General features: G+C 66.4%; 12 protein-coding genes. 3 read left to right on the top strand and 9 right to left on the bottom strand.

Translation table 11 applies throughout. From position 1 onward, the window contains the following. The gene (gene lexA / locus FLL47_RS40345) at positions 1 to 651 is read right to left on the bottom strand and encodes a transcriptional repressor LexA (RefSeq protein WP_246159305.1); all 651 of its coding nucleotides are present in this window, start codon (positions 649 to 651) and stop codon (positions 1 to 3) included. A 381-nt stretch (positions 652 to 1032) separates the two neighbouring features. After that, positions 1033 to 2367, bottom strand: coding sequence for an AlbA family DNA-binding domain-containing protein (locus FLL47_RS40340; RefSeq protein ID WP_186316216.1), 1335 nt, complete (start codon positions 2365 to 2367; stop codon positions 1033 to 1035). A 273-nt stretch (positions 2368 to 2640) separates the two neighbouring features. Here FLL47_RS40340 and FLL47_RS40335 point away from each other — a divergent pair, with 273 nt between their 5' ends. The 3 genes from FLL47_RS40335 to FLL47_RS40325 are packed head-to-tail and all read left to right on the top strand — an operon-like array spanning position 2641 to position 6350. Next, positions 2641 to 3480: a hypothetical protein gene (locus tag FLL47_RS40335; protein WP_144127965.1), complete on the top strand. Its 840-nt coding sequence runs from the start codon at positions 2641 to 2643 to the stop codon at positions 3478 to 3480. Beyond that, complete coding sequence (locus FLL47_RS40330) at positions 3477 to 4007, top strand: hypothetical protein (RefSeq protein WP_144127964.1); 531 nt, start codon at positions 3477 to 3479, stop codon at positions 4005 to 4007. Before FLL47_RS40335 ends, FLL47_RS40330 begins: the two co-directional genes overlap by 4 nt. A gap of 60 nt (positions 4008 to 4067) precedes the next feature. Beyond that, positions 4068 to 6350 (top strand): DUF4365 domain-containing protein, encoded by a 2283-nt coding sequence (locus tag FLL47_RS40325; RefSeq protein WP_144127963.1) that lies wholly within the window; start codon positions 4068 to 4070, stop codon positions 6348 to 6350. A 51-nt stretch (positions 6351 to 6401) separates the two neighbouring features. Here FLL47_RS40325 and FLL47_RS40320 read toward each other — a convergent pair whose 3' ends face one another. The 7 genes from FLL47_RS40320 to pglW form a co-directional block, all read right to left on the bottom strand. Then, positions 6402 to 7565: a hypothetical protein gene (locus FLL47_RS40320; RefSeq protein WP_144127962.1), complete on the bottom strand. Its 1164-nt coding sequence runs from the start codon at positions 7563 to 7565 to the stop codon at positions 6402 to 6404. 209 nt (positions 7566 to 7774) lie between these two features. After that, positions 7775 to 9898 (bottom strand): DEAD/DEAH box helicase, encoded by a 2124-nt coding sequence (locus FLL47_RS40315; RefSeq protein WP_144127977.1) that lies wholly within the window; start codon positions 9896 to 9898, stop codon positions 7775 to 7777. Positions 9899 to 9903: 5 nt separating this feature from the next. After that, positions 9904 to 11217 carry a BREX system ATP-binding protein BrxD gene (gene brxD, locus FLL47_RS40310; protein ID WP_144127961.1) on the bottom strand — a complete coding sequence of 438 codons (1314 nt, stop codon included), beginning with the start codon at positions 11215 to 11217 and terminating at the stop codon, positions 9904 to 9906. A gap of 25 nt (positions 11218 to 11242) precedes the next feature. Next, positions 11243 to 13963: a BREX-2 system phosphatase PglZ gene (gene pglZ, locus FLL47_RS40305; protein ID WP_144127960.1), complete on the bottom strand. Its 2721-nt coding sequence runs from the start codon at positions 13961 to 13963 to the stop codon at positions 11243 to 11245. Next, the gene (locus FLL47_RS40300; RefSeq protein WP_144127959.1) at positions 13945 to 17613 is read right to left on the bottom strand and encodes a BREX-2 system ATPase PglY family protein; all 3669 of its coding nucleotides are present in this window, start codon (positions 17611 to 17613) and stop codon (positions 13945 to 13947) included. The genes pglZ and FLL47_RS40300 overlap by 19 nt, the downstream gene beginning before the upstream one ends. Then, a complete protein-coding gene (gene pglX / locus FLL47_RS40295; protein WP_144127958.1) occupies positions 17610 to 21137 on the bottom strand; it encodes a BREX-2 system adenine-specific DNA-methyltransferase PglX in 3528 nt (1175 codons plus the stop codon). The genes FLL47_RS40300 and pglX overlap by 4 nt, the downstream gene beginning before the upstream one ends. Further along, entirely contained in the window at positions 21137 to 25291 is a 4155-nt protein-coding gene (pglW, locus tag FLL47_RS40290) for a BREX system serine/threonine kinase PglW (RefSeq protein WP_144127957.1), read from the bottom strand. Before pglW ends, pglX begins: the two co-directional genes overlap by 1 nt. Positions 25292 to 25308 lie beyond the last annotated feature (17 nt).

Here is a 25308-nt window from a genome sequence, read left to right as displayed (position 1 = left end):
TCAGATGCGACGAAGGACCGCCACCACCCGGCCCAGAACAATTGCGTGGTCGCCGACGATGGGAGCGTACGCGCTGTTTCGCGGCAACAACTGCGTACGGCCGCTCACACGGTGGTAGACCTTCACCGTCGCCTCACCATCGATCAAAGCAGCAACCATATCGCCGTTGTCGGCCGTCGGCTGCTGCCTGACCACGACGACATCACCGTCGCAGATAGCCGCCTCGACCATGGAGTCCCCGCGGACCCGCAGCCCGAACAGCACCCCGCCGCCCACCAGCTCGCGCGGAAGCGGAAGGACTTGCTCGACCGACTCCTCGGCCAGAACGGGCTGACCTGCGGCGATGGTTCCGACCAAGGGAACGAACACCAGGTTGCCGGTATCTGCGGGGACGTCATCGTTACCAGCAGGACGCGCGTCGACGGCTCGGGAGCGCTCGGCGTCACGGCGGATCAACCCACGCTGCTGGAGAACCTTGATGTGATGAGCGACAGACGAAGGCGAAGCCAGGCCGACCTCGGCCGCGATCTCCCGCACGGTCGGCGGATAGCCGTGCAGCTCTCCCAATCGTCTGATACCAGCCAAGATCTGCTGCTGGCGGTTCGTAAGCGGTTTTCGGCCATGCCCGAGGCCGACCTCGTCGCTGGTCACAATGCCACATGATAATCGATCAGGTGTGCTAATAGCGGCACGTATCCCGTCGCCACCCGTGTGGATGCGGGCTGCCCACCCCCGTTGATCCTTGGGCAGCCCGCATCCGAATGCGCGGTGACCTGCTGCGTCAGGTGCCCCACCTCCCGTAGGCGTGGCCGGCACCGCTGGAGTGGTCTCGCCGCGGCAGCTACCTTCTCCCGAAAGTCGACGGCTATCAACCGAGGAATTCGGCGAGCTGTGGATAACTCCGGCTTGTGGATTTCGACCCAAGAAGCAGCGAATCTGGTATGCATGCCATTCCCCGGTGGCTGGCAGTCGTCCGCTGTGCGAGTTCGACGATGTCGGGAGAATGGCGACGCGATGTGGCTTGCGAGCCTGCTAGATCGACTCCTTGGAGATCTCAATGTTGTGCTCGGTCGTCCATGATGTGACCGCGTTTCGCCGGTAGCCCGACCAGTAGTTGATGCGCACGGCACCTGTCGGTGACAGCTGAGGTGCTTCCGGTAGGCCGAAGCCTTGGAGGAGGCCAGAGGCCATTCGGCTTGCGGCTGCAACGAGGGCTGAGCCCGGCTCGGCAATGTCGTCAAGATCGAATACGCTCTCGAACATGGGGGGTCGCTCTGCGTCGAGAACGCCGATCCTGGTCCGTGACTGATAAGAGCGGTAGGTCACAAGGTCAGAAGCTGCATTGGGCCACGTGGTGGCACGCACGCTGACGGTGCCTCCGGTTGCGGCGCGGTCACGGGCGTGCCACCCGAGAAACATCAGCGCACCCAGCACCGCGTCGACGCACTGCTCGTCGCTCACGTCGTGACGGGACTCGTCGGCTGCTTCGTGGGAGGTCGGGCCATCGGGTGGCCTGCCGATCATGATCGCGATGGCGCCTCCGCCCGTTCGGTAGAGTTCACACGCCATGTACGTCGGAGAGCGGTCCTCGTTGTAGGTATGCACTGCGATGAACCGGCCGCTCGCGACGCGGGCATCCGACCACGTGCATTCGCTGTCAAAGATCCTGACCGAGCGCCCTACGACGTCATTCTTGAAGGTACGTAGGGACGCTGTATCAATCGTCACATCGCCGAGCACGTCAGGCTGGAGGCTCAGCACCAGGTAGCTGAACTGGCCCGGCCTCAGCATGCTGATCACGCTGGCCTCGTACTGCCGTAGCGTCCGATCGGCGTCGTCGGCTCGTCGAAAACGCTCACGGTACGCATCGGCGACCTCGGGCTCAGCCAAGTAGGCGATGGTTGCGCCGTTCCTCCTCGGGAACCGTAGTCCTTCGTTGATCAAGACGCCGTGCGGTCGCGTCGGACTCCGCGGTACCGCGATAACCAGAACACCGCGGCTGGCTTGGCCCGGGTCTTGAACTCCGAAGACGTCAAACTGGGGCAGTGGAGTGACGCCTCCTGCTACGACCTGCCGAATCCGATTGATCACGTCGTCGGTGACCTCTACCCCCGGCACTCCGCTCGCGGTCGCGTGCTCATCCTGGACGCCGACGAGGATCACGCCGCCAGCAGTGTTGGCCATCGCGGCGACATCACTGCAAAGATCACGCTTGCCCCTGTCGGAGCCGCTATACAGCTCCTGCTTGAAGTCGAGGTCATAGGCTTCGCGCGCCTGGCCGACCAGGCTGACCACGTGGCCGAACGTGAGCTCGTCAACGCGCGATCCCAAGATTGCTTCAACACGACGCGATCGAAATACCGACATGCGGAATATTGTGCCGTGGCCGGCCGTCGCTGAAGTCCGCCGCTCGGGTCGGGTAAGCCTGGGTCGGCAAGTCTGATCAAGCATCGTGGTCGAACGTCAGCGTGTCGGCTGCTGACGTTATGCAGAGGCCCAATTGCCGCTCACACGAAATGCCCACAAAGCGGGCTGTCCTGACGGCAGGCTGGCTCCAGCCTCGCACCGACGGCCTTGAGGCTCTGTTTGCGCACGTGGCACGCATTGGAGCCAGTGCTTCTGTCAAGTAACATGGCAGACATGACGCTTGCGGTCTGGCCTGTAACCGACATGGGCGGTGTCGACCAGGCGCCGCAGCGGGCGTCCCGCGAATCTCGGCGCCTCAAGCGCCGCAAGTTGTACTTCGTGCGAAACGGTGAGAAGGTAGCCGACACTGCGGCTGGGCCGACGCCGGCACCTGTAGCGACCTGGATGCACAGTAGTCTGCTAATCGATGCACTGCGCCTGGAAAGAAACGGCCATACCGCCCAGGCCAATCTTGTGAAGATCGAAGCCAGGCGTGTCGAATCAAGGCCTGAATATCGCCGCTTGATGACCCTGGTATCTAAGCTGCCCATAGGAGCGGCAAGGGCGTTTGCGCAAGGGGCGATACCCTTAGAGGCGACCGAGGAGCTCATCTCGGCAGCCGCGCAATGTGCGCAAGCGGCAGACGAAGCGCGAAGTCAACTTTTCGCGACCTTTAACGACCTCGTCATTCGCGACGCGATTTCGGCTTGGGTAGACGACGTCGATACCACTCGAGTAAAGCTACGCTTAAGCGACGGCAACGTAGAGGATCTACCACTGGGAGCGGCAGACGTCGTCCATAGAGATCTCAAGAATCCAGCTGTCGTCGTCGTTCGTCTCATATTTTCACACGGCACGCACATAGTGCAGGACATCCTTCCTGCGATCGACGTGGCTAACACCGGTCGCGCCTTATTGGCCGGTACTTGGATCCCTGCGGCAGAGCGATCGGTCTTCTCCGCTCAACGTGAGCCAGTAAGCATTTCGACTCAGGACGCTGCTGCGCTGCGCCGCGCTGCATGGGCTACGCGACCGTACAGCACCCCCGCCGTGGCCGTAGAAGACGACCTGTGACCGAACCCCTGCCATGGAAGATCGTGCGCGGGAACCGGAAGCACGAACCGCTGTTCCGCGAGTTTAAATGTGCGTTGTCGGATGTGCTCTGGGAAACGGAAGTCGAGGATCACATCCGAGACAGTCTCGTTGAGTGGGCATTCGGCAGCGCAGCGGCCGAGGTGGACAGCAGAATCTTGCTCCTCGCTCTGCGGGAATCCGGTGAATTGCTCGCTGTCTCCGCTTACGAGCGAAGCGACTCTCTTAGCGACGGCGACGGCATCATTCCATCTGTGTGTCTCTCGCTCATAGCTGTCTCCTGCGACTGGCAGGGCGCAACGATAGGTGACGACCACCGCGTCAGCAACGTCATCATGGACGCGACTGCTCGTGAAATAGCGAGGGAGTTTCCGAACCACGCCGTATGGTGCAGGGTGCATCAGCAGAATGGCCGCTCGCTGAGCTTCGTCGGCCGCCATGGGTTCACGACCCGGCTCGCGAGCCTGTCGCGACCGAACTACGTCGCCCTGACTTCCACGACCGACTGAGGGCACCGACCAGCTGGCTGCTGTGACCGCCGGAGTCACAGCTGATGGAGGATTGCGCAGATGATGTCTGCGGCTACAGGCCGGATACGCTCAACCGCAGATCATGAGCGCCAGGGCGTCGCCCTGTCCACACTCGCGTTCGCTGACCTCGGCTGGCACGTTCGTGAGCAGATGGGCGTCGACTACGGGATCGATGCTCAAGCTGAGTTCTTCTACTCGAACCGGACACCGTCCGGGCGGTTGATCGCGCTTCAGATCAAATGCGGTCCCTCGTTCTTCAAGCAACGCCGAGACGGTGGATGGGTCTTCAAAGGCGAGAACAAGCATCTCAGGTACTGGCTCGCGCATTCGTTGCATGTGCTCGTCCTGCTGGCCAATCCGGAGACCAAGGACGTGTTCTGGGTACATGTCACCAGCGATCAGATCACGTTCACGAAGAAGGCATGGACGATCGTCGTCCCCGAAGGCAACAGACTCGACCTGAACGCGGCGGACGCTCTAAAAGCGATCGCGTTCGGACAGCCGGCAGCTACCGCCGACGTTCTTAGCACGGCCATGTCTCTGCTGCCAGGCTCTGCCGTGGAGATGCTCGACGCCGCACGAGGGCGTGACATCGACGGGGCAATGCGCGTGGCTCGTGAGCTGGCAGACGGACGGTTCGAGCCACGCGCGGCGGCCGAAAGACTGCTTGCCCAAACCGGTCAATGGTCGCCCCGAGGACGCGGTCTGCTCGAGGCGGCCGTCGGAGCCTATGCCAACGAGCATGGACATTCTGATGTAGGCGCAACAGCGTTCGCTGCAGCAGCAGCGTCCATCCCCGCCGACGCCGCGCGGCTGCTGGGTATCGCGTCCCTGTTGTCACTGGCCGCAGGCGATCGGGGCCGGGCAGAAGAGTTCCTTCGGCGCTCGACCGAGAACGGAGTTACAACCATCTTCGCGCAAGTCGCGGACTGCGTGCTTAACGAGCCCGACGACGCCCGCCAAGCACGACGAATGGATGAGATCATCGATCGCGTGCAGCCGGAGATGCTTGACAGCGAGCCAGGGATTTTGCTGTTCATGGGTGATCGAGCACTACGCCGGAGCGAATTCGACACGGCGCTACGGCACTTCAGGCGTGCGGCGGCCAGCCTCCCACGTATGACCGGCGGCCGGCTCGGAATCGCGCGCACGCTGATGGAAAAGATGATCACCGGACGCTCGGTGCTTCCCGGCGCGGACCTGCGGCAAGCTGAGGAGCTGGGCCTGGCTGTCCGCGAGGAGATCCTGCGCTGGGCTGGGCCCACCCACGGCGTCCATCTGCTGCTTGTGCAGGCTCGGCTGATGTCCCAGGCATTTAGGGAGGTCATCGACCTGGCTACACCGAGCCGTCTCGGTGGTCAGGCGACAGAACGCGAGTCAACCACGCCGGAAGTTGCTGTCTGCGGCGCAACTGCGGCTGTTGCCCTCAGGGATCGCGGGCTGGCGCTGACATTCGCGGACGCCGTGAGCGGTAAGGCCGCCGAGCACATCGTCCGAGCAATCGCCATCGAGGGAATGGCACATCCAGCCCTTATCGCGGCGATGTTGCGTGAAGGTCTGAAGTCCGCGGCGTCGCCGATGCTGGTGCGAACCTGCCTCAGCCGTCTGGCAGGGCTCGGGCAGTTGCACGAGTCCGACCTCGACGCACACGGCATCCGGGGCAACGTCAGCCACACCGACCGTCAGCTGTTCCTGGCTCGCAGCGCCGCGTTGGCAGGCGACTCCGAAGCTGCTGTCGCCATGCTGCGCTCGCATTCGGCCTCCCCAGCGGCAGGCGAACTACTGATCGAGGTGTTGCAGAAGGCGGGCCGCTATGAAGAAGCGCTCCTGGTCTGCGACCAGACGCGGGACCATTTCGGTTCAGCAAAGGCCGCATACGACAAGATCAATATCCTAGCGAATCTGAATCGCCGGGACGAAGCCGACCAGCTCGCCAAGGACCTGCTGGCTGGCACGGAGCTTCCCAGCGAGCATCGACGGTCCCTGCGTTATGCCGTCGTTGAGTCACGGGCCATCGTCGAGGACTGGCCAGGAGCCGAACGTGAAGCTCGAGCGGCAGCAGCAGATGTAGGCCCTGACGCCGGCATCAGCTGGTGGCTCATATTCGCGCAGCTGCGCCAGGACCGCGTAGCCGCCGCATGGGATACATACTGCGAGCTGCGTCCGGACGTGTTCAGCCCTGAAACGGTGCTTCCCTGGCTTGAACTGCATCGACGGAACGGGTGTACGTCGCAGGCGCGAGCCGAAGCTCAGACCTTCCTTGAGCGCTGGCCAGACCCGGCCCTGGCTGAGGCGGTACGGCAAGGACTTGAAGAGTCCTGACTTGGAGGCGGTCTGGCAAGGAGGCAGCGGCACCGGGAAGTGCCGACGACCTCAGCTGGAACGTGACAGTGGATGCGGGACGTGATCGTCCGGATTCTGCACCGTCGGGAGGCCGTCGAGCCAGTTCGCCATCTCGAGTGCGTTAGCGTGCAGGATTGCTCCGAAGGTCCGTAGTTCGCGGGAGCCGGCAAGCGCGGCGCGCGCTTGCTTGTCGGTGAGGACCGCGTCGCAGTAGGCATAGGCGACGGCGAGCGCATCGATGTCGGCTATGTCGTTGGTCCGCCACACCCGTGAAGGGTCGCGATGGTACTGGGCCTTCATGCTGATGGCGACCTGGACCAGTGGCATGGCAGCCCAGAAGGCGGCCAACTCCAGCGGCGGGTCGTGGCGCAACCGGGCATCTGCGCGCTGCCGAAGGTGGAGAACTAATTGAGTCATCCACTCGCGAGCGACCTCTCGACCGAAGATCTGATCGCGTAGGCGGCCGCGGCGCCAGATCGGGTTGAGGTTCAGAAAGGTCGAGGTGTCCAACTCGAAGGTTAGGCGCCTCCGAAGCGCGGCCGCGTAGGCATCGGGATCGTATCCGCGTCGTCGAAGGTCGGGGATCTCGTGGTCCTGAGGGCCTTCGAGAAGCTTTCGCTCGCGGATATGGTTCAACCCGGCCAGCTGGGCGTCGAACGCCTCGCCCGCGAGTTCCTCGCGAGGTCGGGGGCCTGAGACGCTTCCGGTCTCATCGACGAACTCGAACCCGATCCGCTCACCGAGCAACGCCCATAGCGCGGAGTGGTACAGCAGCGGCATTGGGACATGGCTGGCCGGAATGTCGTACATCTTGTCGAGGCCAGCAGCGATCTCCATCCGCACCAAGTACGGACGGCCGAGCAGGTAGGCGAAGTCGGACAGCTCTTCCATGACGTCGGTGACGTGGCCGCGCTGACGTGGGCTCGGCACTGCGTGCGCAACCTCGATGAAGTGGACGCCTGAGAGCGGAAACCGTGCTCGTCCTTCAGCCTTAGCGCGACGAGCTGCGTCCAACAGGTCTGCATAACCGGGTAGAACGGCGATTGGCCGGCCACCCTCACCCGCGTGGCCAGCGGCAGACCGGCTCGCCTTCGCCAGCTGGATGTAGTGGTTCAAGTCGAGATAGACGAGCGGAACCGGCGGACGAGTGACACTCGCCCACACCAACTCCTCAGCGACCGGTGCCTTCAACATAACGGGACAACCGTACGACCCCCTCATGGCGGACGCCTAACACATTTCCCGGCACGGAGTAACCCGGCGTTGGCGGCGCAGCTGGCATCACCTGTCCCGCGGCGGCCGAGAAGCCCATGCCTCAGAAGGTGAACGCATCCCGCGTTGTGACGCGTGGGGGGACCGCTGATCTGAGCACACCGGCCCTGTACAACTACACCTGAGCCAAGTCATCCGCTGTATCTGACGAGAAAGCGATGATCCTCTAGGAGGATCGCTCGGGCAGCGTCGACGTCGGCCAGTCGGGCGGCGATCGTTGCGATCGCCAGTCGCTTCGGCAAAGCATCGCTGAACTTCAGGCCCACTAAAGCCTTGTCGTTGACCTCCGGCAGGCAAACCCGTTCCGCCGCGTCGGCGATCCCGTCGCGCCACATGGCCGGGGTGAGGTCGTCCCGCAGCCGAATGTGCCGGTCGTCGAAGCGCTGCATGGGGTCGACAACGCCGCCCAGCGTGGCGGCCAGCGTCGCGTTGGCCCGGTACCCGGCCCAGGTCCACCAGCGGACGTCATCGCCCTGGCGGTCCCGCACGATGACGTTGCCGCCCGGGTGCACGACCGAGGACTGCTCGTCCCGGGCATGCGCCAGCCGCTCCAAGGCACGTTTGGTCAGCCGGACCGGCGGGTCGGCACCCAGCAGCACGTCCCGCATCGCCCGGGTGAGCGCAAAGGACAGCCCAGCCCACCCCAGGTTCGTCCAGCGGGCGCGGCCGCCGCCGTCGGCCGGTTCGACAAAGCACCGGCGCCGCCGCCAGTCGATGTAGGTCACCGCCCAGCTGCGCCCGCCGAGCAGAAGCCGGCGCTCACCCTGAACCTCCTCCGTGAGCAGGCTGGGGTCGATGCGGCCGAGCTCGGTGCGTCCCGTCAAAACCGTGAACTCCGGCGGCCCGGTGAACACCGCCGTCATGTCCATGAAGTTGCGGCGGCCGAAGCGCAGCTCGGCGGCGGGACCGATGAACAGCATGCCCTGGTCGGTGTCGAGGTAGCCGTTGTCGACCAGGTAGCGCACGATCGGGGCTGCGCTGGTGTCGAATGGCACCAGGCCGTTCCAAGACCGCTGCCAGCTTTGGTTGCCGACACGGTGCTGTTGCAGGCACAGGGCGAGGACTTGTTGGGCGACGATGTGGCGCGGCTCGGGCGGCGCTGTCACGGGCTCGACCCAGTGCCTGCCCCATAGCACCAGTAGCGCGGACGCTTCGACCAGCGAGCCGGTATCGACAGCCAAGAACAGGCAGTTGCGGATACTGCCAGGACGCCGTCCGGTCCGGCCTAGCCGCTGCAGGAAAGACGCGACGGTCGACGGTGTGTTGATCTGGATCACCCGGTCGAGGTCACCGACGTCGATGCCGAGTTCGAGGGTGCTGGTCGACACGATCACACAATCACGCGCCTCGGCGAACGCCTGCTCGGATCGGCGGCGCTCGTCGGCTGAAAGCGAGGCGTGCGACAGGAAGACAGTTAGGCCGCGTTCGCGCAGCAGCTGGCCGAGTTCCTCAACTGTCTGCCGTGACTCGCAAAAGACCAGCCGTTTCTGCCCGGCGTGCAACGAGGCGATGATCGTGGCGGCGTTGTTCAGTGATCCCACGTAGTCCAGCTCGATGTCACCAGGTGGCGGCCCGGCCGGTTCGGCGCTTGCCGTATGCAGTTCGGGCGCGACCACGCGTGCCTGGCGTTGCCCAGCGTTGGAGCCCTGCAGCCAGTGAAGCAGCTGGTCGGGGTTGCCGACGGTCGCAGACAGGCCGATGCGTTGCAGTGGCCGACCGACCAGCGCGGTGAGCCGTTCGAGCACGGCGAGCAAATGCCAGCCCCGGTCGTCGCCGGCGAAAGCGTGCACCTCGTCGACGACCACAGCTTGCAAGCCGGAGAAGAACGCAAGGTGGTCGACATTGACGCTGACCAGCATCGATTCGAGGGACTCGGGTGTGGTCAGCAGGATGTCGGGGCGCTCGGTGAGTACATTGCGGCGGGCGCTGCCGCGGACATCGCCGTGCCAGACGGCGGCGCGGCGTCCCACCCAGCCCGCATACCGCTCCAGCCGCGGCTCCAGGTTGTTGAGCAGCGCTTTCAACGGGCACAGGTAGAGCACCGAAGTGCCCTGCCAGCGCTGCGCGGTCATCCGGGACAGCAGCGGGAACATCGCGGCCTCCGTCTTGCCGCCGGCGGTCGGCGCCAGTAGTAGCGCGTCGTCGCCGCCGGTGAGGGGCCCGATCGCATCCTGCTGCAGCGGGCGCAGGTCAGGCCAGCCGAGCGAGTTGACGATGTGGTGCACGAGTACCGGGTCGAGCCTGTCCAGCGACATGGCGCTCACATCGGCAGCTGGATGTCGTCGGCCGAGGCGGCGTTGCGTTCGATGTCGGTGAGTTCGTCGCCGCGGATGGTCAGCTTGTAGTCGCGGCGCGGGTCGAAGTCGGGGAACTGCTCGACGCGGTCGAGCACGTCGGCGACGAGCTTCTTGAGGAATACGCGGGGTGCGACGCCTACCTGCCCGCCCAGCCTGCCGGTCACGGCCGCGGCGAGATCACCGATGTAGGCCGCGTCGACGACCTGGGTCACGCGTGGAGCGGCGTAAGCGTCGGCGTAGAGGCCGGTGACCTTGCCACCGAGCTCCACCAGGGTCTCGATGGTGAAGCCGGGCAGGCGGATCTGCGTGGCGCGCGGGTTATCGAAGCGCGGGTCGGGCCCGAAATCGGTGGCCAGCCGTTGCGCCAGCGGGGCGAGCCGCTGCATGCCCTGCTGGCCGTCGTAGAAGGCCGGGGTGCCGGTGATGACGAGGTACAGGCCAGGGAAGCGCCCGGAATACACCTCGTCGACGAGCTGGCGCAGTGCGTTGAGGGCCTTGTCGCGGGCGTCGGAGCGTACGCGCTGGAGGGTTTCGACCTCGTCGAGGACGAGCAGCAGTCCGGGGTGGCCGCTGTCGCGCAGGACGGTGAGCTGGCCTTGCAGGAAGCTGAGCGCACCGAAGTGGTCGAGGTCGCCTTTCACCCCGGCATGACGGCGGGTCGCGGCGGCAACGTGCGGCTGCCCGCCGAGCCATGCCGCCAGGCCGTCGGCGGTAGCCTGATCGCCTGCGGCGTTGGCGCCGCGGTATCCGCGCAGCGCCGCGGCAAAGGCCGGGGTACTGCGGGAGATCTCGGCCAGGCGCCGTTCGAGGAGCTCCCCGACGGCCTTGTCGAGGCCTTCGGCGTCTTCCTCGGCCACGGACCCGCTGGCCAGCACGTCCTCTTCTAGGGCGAAGATCCAGCCGTCGAGGATGGGGCGCAGCGCGCTGGGCGGGAACTGCTCGGTCGACAGGTGCTCGACCAGGCGCCGGTAGACGGTCTCCATGCGGTGCAGGGGCGTCTCGGTCTCGGAGATCTGCACCTCGGCGGCGGCGAAGCCGCGGCGTTTGGCACGTTCGGCCAGCCAGCGGGTGAAGAACGTCTTGCCGGCACCGTACTCGCCGCGGATGGCTTTGAAGACGCTGCCGCCACCGGCGACCCGGTCGAGGTCGTCGTCCATAGCGGTGGTGAACCGGTCGAGGCCGACAGCAAGGACGTCGAGCCCGTTGCCGGGCACGGCACCGCGGCGCAGCGCGTCGATGATGTCGCGCCTGCGCCGGGCCGAGACGTCTGGTGTCATGGTGCGGGCTCCTGGTGGTGCGGGTTTACTGCGGGTCGAGTTCGAACTGCTCGGTCAGCAGGCTGGTGTCGAGTTTGACGGTCTGCCCGTCGGCGTCGACGGTCAGGACGGGGTAGCCCTCGATCTGCAGCAGCTTGCGCAGGGCAGTGATGGTGCCGGCGATGCGGTGGGCGGGGACGTTGGCGTGCGCTGCGAGCGTGTCCGTAGTCGCTCGGCCGTTGCCGGCCATCAGGGCGGTCAGTAGTGCGGCGACGCGTTCGTCGGGCAGCGGTGCGCGGGTGTCCTTGCGCTGCTGGTAGACCTTGCTAGCCAGTAGCCGCTCGACCAGCGGCGCCTGAAAGGGGACCGGTGCGGCCGGTGTGGCGGCTGGTGCCATGGCGGGTGTGAGGTCGAACAACACCGTGTCCTGAACCGGTTGTTTCGGCTGCTTCGACCCCGAACGCGGCCGGACGCTCGCCGCGGGCGCGGGCGGCTCAGGGTCGGGCACGGTTTCGCGCCACCACGCGGGGCTTGCGACCGGGGCGCCGGACCAGCCGGGGATGGCGGCCTCGTCAGTGGCCAGGACGATCAGCGGGATGACGGCCTCGGCTGGTGCGGCGCCGCCGTGGTAGCCGGCCTTGCGTGGCCCGTAGCGCAGCTGTTCGCGCCAGGGCAGCACGACGCTGCCGCCGCCCTTGGCCACGCGTGCGCCGTTGACGGTGATCTCGCCGTCGCCGGGTGCCGGGTCGGCGGACCGCCATCGGTTGTCGCGGTCGGGTGTTGTTCGGATGATGGCTTCGGGGCCGCGGTCAATGACGTGCCCATGGTCGGACACGATCACCACGACCCGGTCTTGTGCCAGGGTGAGCAGGTCCTTGACGGCGAGGATGGTGTCCTCGCCCCACACGATCGTTCCGGGGTCGCTGCGGTCGAGTGCGTCGTCGACCGTGTTGATGACGGCTGCGACGACGGACGTGGATGCGTCGCCGACTGCGGTCCGGACCTCGGTGTCGAGCGCGGCGCCGGCTCCGGCGCGCAGGTCGGCTTTATGCAGCAGAACTCCGTCGGGGAAGCGTTTGCGGAAATTCGCCTGCTCTTGGGCTTGGCCGCCGACCGCGATCCGGCCGGACAGCAGACTGCACCGGCTGACTTCGGTGATGGTGGGCAGTGCGGCAAGTACGCCGGTGCGGACGCCGCCCGCGGGGGTGAGTTCGAGCCACGAGCCTGAGCGGGTCAGAGACTCGGCGAGTTCGGTGGAGGCGGCGACGCTAAGGCCGTCGAGGATGAGCAGCAGGACCCGGCGCTCGTTGGAGACGATCGGTTGGACAACCCTTGCTAGCACGTCCTCGACCCGCAGCAGGGCGCCAGGCTCGGCGTCGGCGGCGGTGTCGGCTGCAAGCAGCCGGGCGAACTGCTCGTCATGGCGGGCCCGGCGCGTGTCGACGGCCCGGTGAAGCCGCCCGTATGCGTCAGCGACGTGCGGGTCGACGTCCCCGGCGAACACATCAAGGCGGGCACGGTCCACCCAACCATCGGTGGTGACCTGCCGGTCGAGTGCAGCGAGCAGCGTCGCAGGTGCGGCGCTGTCGGCCTCGGAAAGCCAACGCAGCAGCCGCACCGCCATCCGGGCGGCCTCGACCCGGCTGGGGGTGCCGGCACGATGCTGCTCGACCGGGCCGAGTGTCCTCTGCGCGGCGGCGACCATGTCGGGCATTGCGGTGTCGGAGGCGGGCACGGCCAGGCGCACGGCATCGGCAAACGCCCGCAGCCGCTGCGTAAAACCTGCCGGCAGCAGGTCCGAGCCGCCAAGCAGCGCGTCGGCGTCGATTTTGGCAGCGAGGGACTCTGCTCTAGTCAAGATGCGCCCTACTTCGGTGCGGGCACCGGAGTCCAGCGCCCGGTCGACCCAGGCCTCGGCCGCGGCGGCGAACGCGCGTGCCTGCGTGTCGGTCAGCCGGTTGCCTCCGAAGTACGGCTCCAGCCGGGTGCGCGCTACGACGACCTGCGTGTTCGGCTCGGCCGAGGCGCGTTGCGGCCACAGCGCCGAGGCGAGCAGGCCCAGCGCGATGGCGTCGACGCCGTGGCTGGCGCGGACGGCGCACATCACCGGTGTGGCCGCCGGTCCGGCCGCGTCAGCGATAAACCGGGTCACGCCGTCGATGACCGGGGCTGGCAGCGCGATGAAGTCGAGCTGCGGCTGGGGCAACGTGGTCCACTGCAGCAACCCGGCAATGTCGAGGTCGTCATCGCTCAGGCCCAGCAGTTGGGTGGTCAAGCAGCGCAGTGCGAAGTCGCGGGTCAGCACCGTGCCCGGGGGCACCGGCCAACCTTCCGCCGGGGCGTACTCGGTGAGGGCGTCGGCGATCCACCGGCCGCCGCCACGAGCACGGTCGGTGAACGTCGGGTCCAGGTGCTTGAGACGGAACATCTGCCGTACCAAGTCCCACTGGTCGATGCTGCGTACCGTGTGGCGGCTGAGGTGGGCCAGGATGCCGTCACCGAGTTCGGTGTCGTTGAGCTCGGTAAGTAACACCACCCGCTCGCCGTCGGGGATCTCATGCAGTGCCGACCGTGCGGCCAGTGGCGTCGGACAAGGCACTACCCGGGTGATCGCGCCGCCGATTGTCAGCAAGGGGTCGCCGTCCCAAACGGGCCGGGCGCGCAGGGCGATCGCTGGCTGCTCGTCGTTCTCCTGTAGCCAGCCCTCGATCTTCCGGCGCACGGCGGCCGGCCGCACCGCCTCCTGGCTCACCTGAGGATCTCCCATGTCACACGGATGGTGCCGCCGTCTGTAAGGTCGCCCTGCAAGGCGCTAAGAAGGTCGTCGAGGTCGGCCCGACGCCTGACCTCAAGCACCTTAGGCGGGTTGACCGGATCATCGCCGTCTTTGCCATCGGGAACCGGATCCGGATCGGGGTCCACCACGACCGACGGCAGGTCGGCGAGGAAAGCCGTCGCGGCGATCGACGCCTCGTGCAGAGCCGCAACGAGGTCACCGGCGTGCTGGTCGTTCGCGGCGACGATGCGCAGCTTGTCGACGATCACCCGAGCGCGTTCGTTGGCGGCACTGTGGCTGATGACGGCGTCCACCAGAGGCCAGTTCATCCGGGCCAACGCAGCCGTCACCGCGCTGGCCTTCTTGTAGGCGACGCTCGCGGCCAGGTCGTCGATGTCACCGACCTCGGCCTCCGCGACGTAGCTGACGAGCACGACGTCGTCGGTCTCATTCGAGATCTGGTGGAGCAGCTTGGCCACCCGCCGAGCGGTCGCAAGCCGGCCGGATTTCGCTTCCTGGTCCAGCCCGAGCACCTTGGCATGCCCGGACAGCTCCTTGAGTAGCACCTGCGCGTCCGGGGCGTGGGTCTTCGCCTCGCCTCGGACCATCGCGGCGAACTCCGCCAGCGCGGCCGGGCTGCGCCACTCCGGCACCTGCTTGCCGAACAGGGGACGGGCCCGTTTCACAGCCTGGTCCCATACCTCCGGCTCCGGCATGGGCGGATGGCGCAACTCCAGCTGGTCGCTGATCTCTTGCAGCGAGCTCAGCTCTAGCTTCCCGCCCTGGCGATACCAGGCCAGCTGCTGCTCCAGCGCGAACACTGCAATGACCATGTTCTGTAAGTCCCGTTCGAATCCCCGGGGAGCGGGCTCGTCGAGCAGGTCGCGCAGTACATGCACGGGGAAGTGGTCGCGGAAGTCTTGCTTGGCGGCCTCCTGCAGCAGATGCTGACTCCACCAGCAAGTCGCGTTCGTGAGCACGTAGCGGTTCTCGACGAGCTCGCCGAGGCGCAGGTGGTTGCAGATGCGCTGCAGGATGCGCCGGTCGGCCTGCTCAATGGTGGCGGCCCGGTCCGGGGCGGCCGCGGCGATCTTGGCGTAGTGCCAAACCTTCGCCAGCTCGGCCTTCGTGACGGGCTTCTCGTCTTCGGGCAGCGCAGGCGTTCCAGGGTAGGACCAGCGCAGCACATCGGCCGTGAGGTGTGCGAACGCCGAGTCCATGGTCCCGCCGCGTGGATCGCCCAACTGCAGGCCGTCGGCGAGAGTGTGGAACACAGGTATCTGGTCGAGCTCTACATCCGCGGCCTGCGACTTGATCACGCCATATGCCTGTTTGAGGCTATCGGCCAGCGAGGAGCGCAGCTGCTGCTGGCGCTGCTGCAGGTAGATCCTGCCCTGCTGCCGATCAGCCTGCGACCAGTCCGCGGCGAGGCTGTTGAGCTTCTCACCGGTGCCCGTAACGCCCAGCAGATAGTTGATCTTAGCGAGCTGGGCTACGCGCCCCATCAGTTCATCGGTGAGGAAGTACGGTAACCAGAACACGGTGCGCGAACCACGCTCGAGCCCCTCGATGCGGGCCAGGTCGTCACGCCGGCTGTGTCCCTGGGTGTCGAAAGGGTAGTCGACGACAATGCGCCAGGTGTCGCCCTCGGCGTAAAGGGCGCTGTCGGGCATGGTCTCCCGGTTGCGGATGTTGCCGAACTTGACGCCGATGCGATGCCGTCGGCCCCGCCATTCACGCTGGTGGACGTACTCGCCGAGTACCTCCTCGCTGTCACGCAGACCCAGGGCCGACGTGGTCAGGTCTCGGATGAGGCCCTGCAGCACACCTGCGGTGGTCTCCTCGTTGCCGACGAGTTCGAGCAGCTTGTCGTAGTCGACCGAGGACAGCTTCAGCGAGAACACCGGGTCCGCGCCCTCGGTCTTGTGGATCTCGCCCGCGTCAGCCGACAGCCGGGTCAGCCGGTCGATGACGATCTGGTTCTCGTACCCCGGCACCGGCGAGCTGATGCTGCCGAAGTTCAGCGCGTGTAGGCGTGACGCGGTCAGGTTGTGCAGCGCGGGTACGTCGGGCACCAGCGCGCCCAGCAACAGCGTCTTAATCAGCTTGTCGTCGAGCTGGAACTGCTCGTGCGATGCGGCCTGCTCCTCGGCGATGCCGTTCTTGGCCAGCAGCAGCGGCCGCAGCTTAGACGTGTACGTGTCCCGGGCGGCGCGGAACTGCTGGCGCAGCTTCGGCCGGTCGGGCAGCTCGCCGTGAAGGACCAGCGGGTCGAACAGCGCGGACACCCCGATCAGGTCGTTGACGGCGAGGGTGTCGCGGCAGGCGACGAGCAACTCGGTCATGACCCGCAGCGCCGTGCGCTCGCGCTGCAGCGCCTGCGACAGCGCCACCAGCGTCGCGACGAGCGCAGGGGAGAACGGGTAGAGCCGCCGGAACGCCGCCGCGTCGGAGCCGATGCCGGCGTCGCCGTACTGCGCGCCCAGCAGCAGCGTGTCCCACACCTCGCGCCGGTTGCGCACGGCAGTGAACGCGTCGTCGATGGTCCGCCGGGCCTCGTCGCTGACGGGACGCAGCAGCCGCTTCTCAGTGATCTCGGGCAGATTCGTGTCGGCGAGCACGATCTCGCCGAATCGGCCCTGCACGCTGCGCATCACGTGCGCAAGCGCCTCGCGCTCGGTGCCGCCGACCTGCGGGCCGAGGAACTCCTCCAGGTTGCGCTGCCGGGCGACGAACGACACAAGCGGCAGCGGCCGCGCCGCGTCCGACGACTCGACCAGCTTGTTCAGTTTCGCGCCCTCGGTGTTAACGAAGGTGTGGTCGGCGATCTTCGTCGACAGCCACAGGATCAGCTCGTCGAGGAACAGCACGGCCGCGTCGTAGCCGAGGCTCTTCGCGTGGCGGGTGATGACCTGCAGGCCCGTGTCGAGATCGAGGTACTCGCCGCTCTGCACCGCCCCGGTGAAGAACGTCCTGGTCAGTGCACTGACTAGGCTGTCGCGCTCAGCAGTGCCGGGTGCCGCGGCGGCAGCGGCGTCGTAGGTCTGCGGCGTCCAGCCCTGAGCCCGCGCCATCATCGCGGCCAAGCCCTGCCCGGTCGCGGCGGGACCGGTGTCGTCGCCGAGCTTGCCGAAGAACGCGTCGTCGCCCATGGCCTGGCGCAGGTTCGCCGCGTCTCTGAGCAGAGCGTCCGAGCGGTGTACGGCCGGGGTTGGCGCGTCCGGATGCAGGGCTGCGATCTGGCGCAGGTAGCCCTCCAGGACGGCCTGCTCCACCGACCGGGCGTCGAGCATGTGGAAGGTAAGGCACAGCAGCTTCTTGCCGGGCAGCCAGGCGTCCGCCGAGGCGACAGGCTCGGCCAGGCCGCGGATCGCGCGGGCTTGCGGGTTGTGTTTGAGGATCTCCCGCAGCACCGACATGAAATGCGACTTACCCGCGCCGAACGAGCCGTGCAGGAACTTTGCCTGCGACCGGCTGGTCGTTACCGCATGCCCGATGGTCTGCAGGGCCTCGGTGAAGTTGCCGCGCAGGTCGTCAGTCACCACATAGTTGGCGAGATCGGCGCCCTCGGACGCGCGGACGACAAAGTCGCCCTCGCTCACCGACGTCGGGATACGGATCAGGTCACGCATCAGGGTCATGCGAGTTCCTCCACACCACGCAGCTTGGTCAGGGTCAAGCGGTCGGCTCCGAGGGAGCCGAGCTCGGTGTCGATGAGGCCGGAGAAGAACTTGGCCGGGGTGCCCAGGTAGCCGGGTTTGGGCCCATCGTGCCACTGCTCGAGCCACGGCTCCAGCTCAGCCAGGCCCGCGAGCAGCGGCAGGAGCCGGTCGGTGGGCCAGCCAGCCTGTTGCTTGCGGTCTAGGTAGACGGCGGCCAGGGCCTGGGCCTGCTGCAGGTGGTCCCAACCCGCCCAGCCGAGCAGCTCGCTGCTGTCCTCGTCGCGGCCCATGCGGGGGTATGAGATGAAGCGTTCCTTGGGTACGTCGAGTTTGCCGCGGTTGCGCCAGTACGACGGCTTAGTGAAGTCGGCCGAGGCGTAATTCGGCGGAACCGCGATGTCGACCTTCACACCGGTGCCCTCGCGGCGCTGCAGCGACCAGGTCCGCTCCCACTGGACGCGTTTACGCAGCCCGGAAGGCTTGTAGCGGTCGGCGGGCAGGAACGGCACGTGCGCGTCAGTGATCAGCGTGGCCAGAGTTTTGACTAGGTCGTGGTGGTCCGTGCCGACCCACAGGTCGAGCACGGCCCGGAAGCCAGCGTCGTGGCGGACGCGGTCAGCGATCTGCGCCACCGAAAGCGGGGTCGGCACACCGCCCCACAGCGAGGGAGCCTCCAACCAGTCCAGCAGCCAGCCCTCCAGGGCGGCTTTCTCCAGGTCGTCCCAGGCGGAAGTGTTCCAGCGACGTTTGCATTCCGGCCGCTCGATAAGCTCAATGTTGCGGTCGGCCTCGATCACTGCGATCCGCTTTTCCACCAGCGCCCGATACTCGGCGGGCCAGTGTGTGGGCAGGTCGGTGATCGGCGTCGCACGATGCCGATCGAACCACTGCGTCTCGGCATCGCCCGCCGCCATCTTCCGAGCCAGCACGATCTCGAAGGCCCGCTCGCCCAGCGCCAGCTCGGGCGGATTTGCTGCGGTCAGGTCATCATCGATAAACCCGTAGAGCCGGTAGACCTGCCAATCCAGCTCCTCCTGCAGCGAAATCATCCGTGAGCGGACCGTGGCGTACTCGGCGCGCGCTTCAGCCAGCCGTGAATGCGTCGCCACGTCCGATGCGACGACCGCAGACGGAGTCAGCTCAGCCAGCCGCTGGGCCAGGGTATCCAGCTCCCGACCCAGCTTGGGCGGATACGCCGAGGGCAAGGGGAACTCCTGTAACTTCGTGCCGGTGAACTCGTAGCGCTCGTACCAGGGCTCAGGGCTCCACCGGTTGCCTCCGCCGCTGGAATTGGCTGTACCTGCCTTAGGCTGGCTGACCTGCTTGAGCCAGAAGCAGGTGGTGGAGCTGTTAAGCACCGCCAGCAGCTGCAGGTGATCGTCTTCCGTGGTTCCCACGGGCATTTTGATCACGGGCGCAGATCGGTTGAAGACCTTTCCGCCCCGATCCAAAACAAAGTGGTTATGCGTAGCCACGAACGCAAACGTAATCGACAACGGCGTGCGGTAACGCTCTGGAACCCAGCGATACCACGTCCACCAGGGATCGTCGGAGGCTGCGCGCGTCTGGCCGCCGAACCCAGTAGTTGAGCCGAGCGTGCGGTGGAGAGTCCAGAGGTGGCGTGCCCAAGGCGCGTTCAGGTCGAAGGGCAGCGGCAGTAGGTCTTCGCCATAGGGAACCAGCGCGTTATCGCCGCGACGGCAGTCCCAGTCTCGAACCAACTCGCCGATGATCAGAGGCCGATGAAGATCGCCAGACATACACCTGCGTTCAAACCAGCTTCGGGGGGCGAAGAAGGCTTCATCCTGTCCGGGAAAACTGGCAAACCCGATGGCACCCTCGATCGTGGACCCCAACCTCCTAGTCGACTTGTTCAGATGATTGAGCACATCAGATGCGCCACCGCCAGAAAGACTCCAAGGGTGGGAAGCCAACTGGTCGCGGGCAGAGTCGTTAACACTGATCCACTCTGAGTCGGTGCCGGGTTTTTCGATCTGCTTGATGATCGCTGTCCAAACGTGTCCCTTAGAGGGTTGTACTGGCTGGCCCGGCTCGCCACGCACGCCGAGAACCATGCGAATCTCGCTGCTGTAGCGCCGACTCACGTAGCGATTGTTGCCGATGAGAATCACGGTCGGGGTGCCGTGGCCCGGGATATATGCGCCCGATGTGTCGATGACCTCCGTCAGTTCGACCTCGCCGGCGAAGTACTCATTGATGAGTTTCTTGCCGAATTCGCGTTTCATGAACGAGTTTGCTGTGATCTGGCCGACGCGACCTGCTCCGTCGCCGTCTTCATCGCCGCGCTTGGCTAACTGGAAGAACCGCTGCGCGAACGGTACTGACAGCGCGTACTTGCCTGAGCAGGCCGAGTACATGTCACGGTATCGCTCGTTGAGGACCTTGTCTTTGACCGTGATGTAGGGCGGGTTGCCAACTACAACGGTGTACTGGCCGGGGCGGAGGTAGTCGACGAGTAGGTCGGCGTCTTCGGAAATGTATGCGAAGGTGGGACGTCCTTCGAGTTCGGCGAGGAGGTCTCCCTGGTGGCGGGACGTGACGCCCCAAGTGAGCAGCGAATCGCCTGTCGCTACCCGTACCGGATAAGTGTTGTTGAGGTTGGTGCGACCAGTGGCACGCAGCGCGGCGACGACTAGCCGAAAGCGGGCGATGGCGACAGCAAAGGGATTCAAATCGACGCCAGTGACCTGCCCCAGCGCGCGTTCGACAAGGGTGTCGACGGCGGTGGCAGGTTCACGTTCACGCCACTTGGCCAGCAGGCGCTCGAATGCGCCGAGCAGGAAGTGGCCGGAGCCGCACGTCGGGTCGATGACGGACGTCTCGGGGAGGCCGAACTGTTGGACCGCAGGTTCGAAGGTACGGTCAAGGATGAATTCTTCGACAAACTCCGGCGTCTGCAGCAATGCGTACGTCGACCGGGCGTGGGACGAAAGGTCCTGGTAGAGGTCGCCGAGGAAGCGCGTGTCGAGAGTCTCGGTGTGCAGTGACCGGTGCCCATCGCCACGGCGGAAGAAGTCAGAAAGGGCCTCGGCGGCGTCAGCGGAGATGTCGAAATGCCAAACGGGGTTGTGCTCGTCGAAGATCTTGGCGGTGGCGCGTAGGCCGCGCATGTGCGCGAACGCGCCGTCGCGCAGCCAGTGCCGGTCATTGTGAGTGGGGTTGCTGATCAGGTATGCCTGCCGCGCCTGCAGCGCCCACTCGACCGACGCACTCGTGTCGGGCCCCCCTAACCACTGACGGTCGATGAGCTGATTGTCCTCGCAGAATCGGACGAACACACAGCCCAGCACCCACGCTACGGCTGCCTGGTCCAGCACGTCCTCCAGCCACGTTTCGAACGTGACACCGACCCGGTCGGCTGCCTTTGCCTCGGCGTACTCCTTCTGCAGCGCTGATTTGCGCCCGCTATCGGTCGTGACCTGAATGCGGAGGTCTTCGACGAGGCACCTGACCTGGCCCTGTAGAGCCTTGACGTCGATCATCAGCGGAGCGCTCCTTTGAGGGTGCCAGCGAGCCGGGCCTTCGGTGCGGCGTGGTTGGCGTCGAGCCAGGTGTCGGGCAGCCACAGGGACTGAGAGGCTGGCGAGGTCAATGGGACCTGTGCCTGGTCAAGCATGACGGGCTCGGGACGCCGGGCGGGCAGGAGCAGCAGCCTGGCTGCAGGTCGACTCCGGGTCGGATCCGTAAGTTGCTGCAGCACGTGCATCTGGCCGTACCTGGCCAGCGGCGCCGGTTCGGTGATGAGTAGCGGACGGTCAAGCTCCAGCGCATCGGAGATCGCAGGCACGACATGGTGCTGGAACAGTTCTGTGAGACCGCGGAAGTCGGCGTCGGCGGCTTTGCCGCTGTCGGCCGCGACTATGGCCTCCCACGGGAAGCCGAGCGCCTGCAACTTCTCCAGCATCACCGCGGTAACGTCAAGCTCCACCAGCCCATGCCTGTTCATCAGCTTGACGCGCGCCTTGGCGAGGTTGCGCAGGGCGGTCATGACTGCGAGGTACCCGCGGCGTTCGATCGTCGCCTCCAACCGTCGGTCCGCCTCCGCCGCGTCGTTTGCCGTGGGCAGCGGCGCGTAGTTTGTGACAACACGGGTTGACGTGGGTTGGCTCTGCCAGGTTGGCGGCACGAAACTCTGCGACACGCCGTCCCACAGCAGCGGAACGCCGCAATCCTGCACTAGACGCTCGAGCGCGGGGCGGCTCGGCAGCGGCTGCGCCTGCGGGAAGCGCGCCTGAATGCGCTCGCGCAGCGCGTCCTCCGTCAGGCGCTGACCGGTGAGCGCGCTCGCGGACAGGCGCAGCGCTCGCTCGGCGGGCATACCGACCGGGTAGATAAGGCCCTGTGCACTGACGGCGGCCATCCCGTTGCTGGCCGCCGCAGCGAGTTGTAGCAGCCGCTGATCAGCCAGGGCAGGCATGCCGTCGGGTACCGCGACAGCGCGCAGCTCTTCGATCGCGCGCTGCCGTGGCAGCAGTGGGTCCTCCGCCGCGACCTTGCCGGCGCGCTGGCCGAGCTCGACGGCGTGGTCGAGCAAGTTCGCGGCGGTGATCAGGGACGCCGGATCGTCGGGCTCCAGCCCGACGAGTACCGTGTCGGAGCCCTTGCGGAAGCGGTGGATGGCCACGCGCGCGTCGCCGCCGCGGGCGAGCTCGACCTCGACAGCTGCACGGACCAGGCCTATGGCCTGCGGCAGGCGTCCCGGCCCCGTGGTGAACGAGCCGCGGGCAGCAATCAGCGCCTCGGCAAGCTCGTCGCTGCTCATCACCGCGCCACGAGTCTTCAGCAGGGCCACGATCTCGTCGCGGACCTGGCAGAGCGCTGCGTTGTCGAGCCACATCCTGGCGTGCTTGCGCAGCAGCACCGAGATCTGCGGTTGGGTCTGACCGGTCCCGCGGGCGGCCTCGGACTGGGCCGGCCAGCGTAGGTACATGCCGTCCGCCGTTGCGGCCTGACCGAGCAGAACCTTCATAGGGCCGCGGTCTTTGTCGCTGGTTTCGGCGAGAAGGTTCGCGCAGACCGCCTCGACGCCCTGCGCAATCGGCTTGTCCGCGGCGACCAGCGGGGCGGCGGGGATGGCTCCGAACTGCGCCTGGAGGGTACGCGTCACCGCGCGGATCTCCTTGCGCGTGGCGTCGGGTACACCCTGTGCACGGGTCAGATCTGCAGGCTTGTAGTCGAGCAGGTCACCGACGGTGTGTACGCCCAGGCGCTCCAGCGCCGACCGAGCCCGAACGGTGAGGTCAGTCGCGTCCAGCGGCGTGTCACGGGTGATCGAGGTCGGGCCGGTGACCGGGATGGCGGGCAGCTTCGGAATGTTACGGAAGATCGCCCGCCAGGCGTCGGCCATTTCTTCGACGGTGTCGAACCGCTGGGCGGCGTCGCGGGCAAGAGCCTTAGCGAAGAAGGTGATCAACCGGTCGGCGATCGCCGGGTCGAACGCGGTCGGCTCAAGCGCCACCTCGTCATCAATGGCGGCCGGGTTCGCGTTGTCTCCCCACCGGGGCAGCTGCCCGGTGGCCATCTCGTACAGGGTCACCGCGGCGGCGAACCGCTCGGCCGCGGCGTCGTAGCGCGGCCGCTTGCCGCCGAGGAACGGGTCGAGGTACGGGGGAGTGCCCGCTGTGAGCTGGTCGGCCGAGGCAGAGGCCAGGGAGAAGTCGAACGCACACAGGTGCAGCTGCTTGTCCTTGGTGCGGGGCCGAGCGGCCAGGTTCGCTGGCTTCAGGTCGCGGTGCCACACACCCTGGCTGTCGAGGTAGGTAAGGATGTCGAGCAGGTCGCGGCCGTAGCGCTCCAGCATCTCCAGGGCCAAGCGCCCGCTCTGAAGTTCCTCGGCCAGAGTGCGGGGGCCGGCGCTCTCCAGCAGCAGCGCGGTGCGCCCACCGACCGTGACCGGCCCTTCGACCAGTGAGGCGATGTGGGCGTATTTCAGCTTGCTCAGGCTCTCGGCCTCGGCGGCCAGCCGGTCGGCGTGCTGTTCGTCGCGGGCGACCTTGAGTACCAGTTCCTGGCGCTTGTCGCCGTCGCCCCGCCAGACAAGCAGCGCGGTCGCGGTCGCTCCCGACCCCAGGCGGCGCAGCACAGTCAAACCACCGTCGAGCACGTCATGCTTGGCCGCGGACAGCGGATCGGTGACGGCTTCCGGCTCCGGAGCGGTGATCTCCTCCCAGACTTCCTCCAGCTTGCGGCGGAACTCGCTGATGCTGCGCAACCGCTGTCCCGGATCGCCGTGGGTGGCGTCGTAGATGAGGGTGACCAGCGAGTCGGGCATCCCGTCCACCACCGCAGCCAGGTTTAGGCCCCTGTTGCGCACCGCGGACAGCAATTCCTCGGCCGTCTCCGCGGGAGCGTTGCCGGCGAAGATGCGGTACGCCGTGGCGCCCAACCCGAACACGTCAAGCAGCACACCCGACGCCTGCGCGCTCACGGTGCTCTCCGGTGCCTGGTAGCGGCGAACCTCGTCGTCGAAGAACAATTCCAACCCGGCGCCGTCTGCGGTGGAGCTCAACCGGGTCACCTGAGTCGCCCCGGCGATGCTGCCGCCGGTCTGCCAGTCAATGACCGACAGGTGGGGACGTGGCTTGTCCGCGTTGGCCACCACGACAGCGCGCGGGTGCAGGGCGCGATGCGACAGCCGCCGGGAGTGCGCGTACTCGACGATCTCGGCGAGGTCCTGGACAAGGTCGAGTTTCTGAGCCAGCGTCAGCTTCCGCTCACGCTGAACCAGCCACTGATCCAGCCGCACGGAGTCCGCCGTGTGGTCGAACACCACAGCCGGACCGAACGAGTGGTCGACCAGGTCCACCGGATGGGCGATGCCGGGGTGGTTGATGCCTTGCAGCAGCCGGAACTCGCGATCGGCGGCCCGGCGGATGATCGGCACATCCTCCTCGGCGGCCCGGCTGGTGAGGTAGAACCGCACCCGACGAACCACACTCGTGTTCATCGAATGTCCCGCGAGGAAGTCCTGCCAACCGACGCCCTCCGCGAATGGCCGCGGATGCAAGATCAACTGTCCGATGCGGCGGTCAGCGACCGACGGTCGGATCTTGGCACCCTTGACGAGCTCGATGATCTGCCGGCCACGTTGGGCGTCGACCAGACGCTGCTGCTGCACCGGGCGAGCCAGCACGAACTGCTGCAAACTATCCAGCCCGGCGCTGTTGGCATGCAGGCCGTACACGCCCTGTCGGCCGACCTCGTCGAAGCGAGTACGCAGGTCGCGGGCGTGCAAGAACACCGCCGCTCCGACATAGGGCGTAAGCGCTTCCTTGCCCTGCTTGCGTGCATAAAACCTGATCAAGCCAGCCAGACGCTTCGCCTTGCGGTTGGCAAGTATGTAGGGGTTGTCCTCAGGAGTCTGACGTCCATTGGGCATCCGGCGCACCCACTGGATCCCGTCACCCCATATCTCGCCCTGCCAGTGCTTGAGCTCGACAACGAACAATCCGCTGGGCGTCAAGACGAGAGCATCTACCTCGTTGATCGAGCCGTCGGTGCCGACGAACTCGACATTTGCCCACACATGGTACGGGTCGGCGTCAGGCAGATACGAGGCCAGCTCGTGTAGCCCATCCTGCTCGTGCGCGAAGGAGCTGGGATTCAACTGCTCCCAGCGCGGCGAGTCCACGCGCACTGCAACCCTCCCAAGGT

The organism is Catellatospora sichuanensis, from assembly GCF_007483665.1.
GTDB lineage: Bacteria > Actinomycetota > Actinomycetes > Mycobacteriales > Micromonosporaceae > Catellatospora > Catellatospora sichuanensis.
The sequence above is the reverse complement of the archived record's forward strand: the minus strand, read 5'-3'. Positions and strand labels throughout refer to the sequence as shown.

What these genes read in the sequence shown, in the direction of transcription:
- FLL47_RS40340 (WP_186316216.1), bottom strand. Translation starts at nt 2,367, where the DNA reads ATGTCGGTATTTCGATCGCGTCGTGTTGAAGCAATCTTGGGATCGCGC.
- FLL47_RS40335 (WP_144127965.1), top strand. Translation starts at nt 2,641, where the DNA reads ATGACGCTTGCGGTCTGGCCTGTAACCGACATGGGCGGTGTCGACCAG.
- FLL47_RS40325 (WP_144127963.1), top strand. Translation starts at nt 4,068, where the DNA reads ATGATGTCTGCGGCTACAGGCCGGATACGCTCAACCGCAGATCATGAG.
- FLL47_RS40320 (WP_144127962.1), bottom strand. Translation starts at nt 7,565, where the DNA reads ATGTTGAAGGCACCGGTCGCTGAGGAGTTGGTGTGGGCGAGTGTCACT.
- FLL47_RS40315 (WP_144127977.1), bottom strand. Translation starts at nt 9,898, where the DNA reads ATGTCGCTGGACAGGCTCGACCCGGTACTCGTGCACCACATCGTCAAC.
- brxD (WP_144127961.1), bottom strand. Translation starts at nt 11,217, where the DNA reads ATGACACCAGACGTCTCGGCCCGGCGCAGGCGCGACATCATCGACGCG.
- pglZ (WP_144127960.1), bottom strand. Translation starts at nt 13,963, where the DNA reads ATGGGAGATCCTCAGGTGAGCCAGGAGGCGGTGCGGCCGGCCGCCGTG.
- FLL47_RS40300 (WP_144127959.1), bottom strand. Translation starts at nt 17,613, where the DNA reads ATGACCCTGATGCGTGACCTGATCCGTATCCCGACGTCGGTGAGCGAG.
- pglX (WP_144127958.1), bottom strand. Translation starts at nt 21,137, where the DNA reads ATGATCGACGTCAAGGCTCTACAGGGCCAGGTCAGGTGCCTCGTCGAA.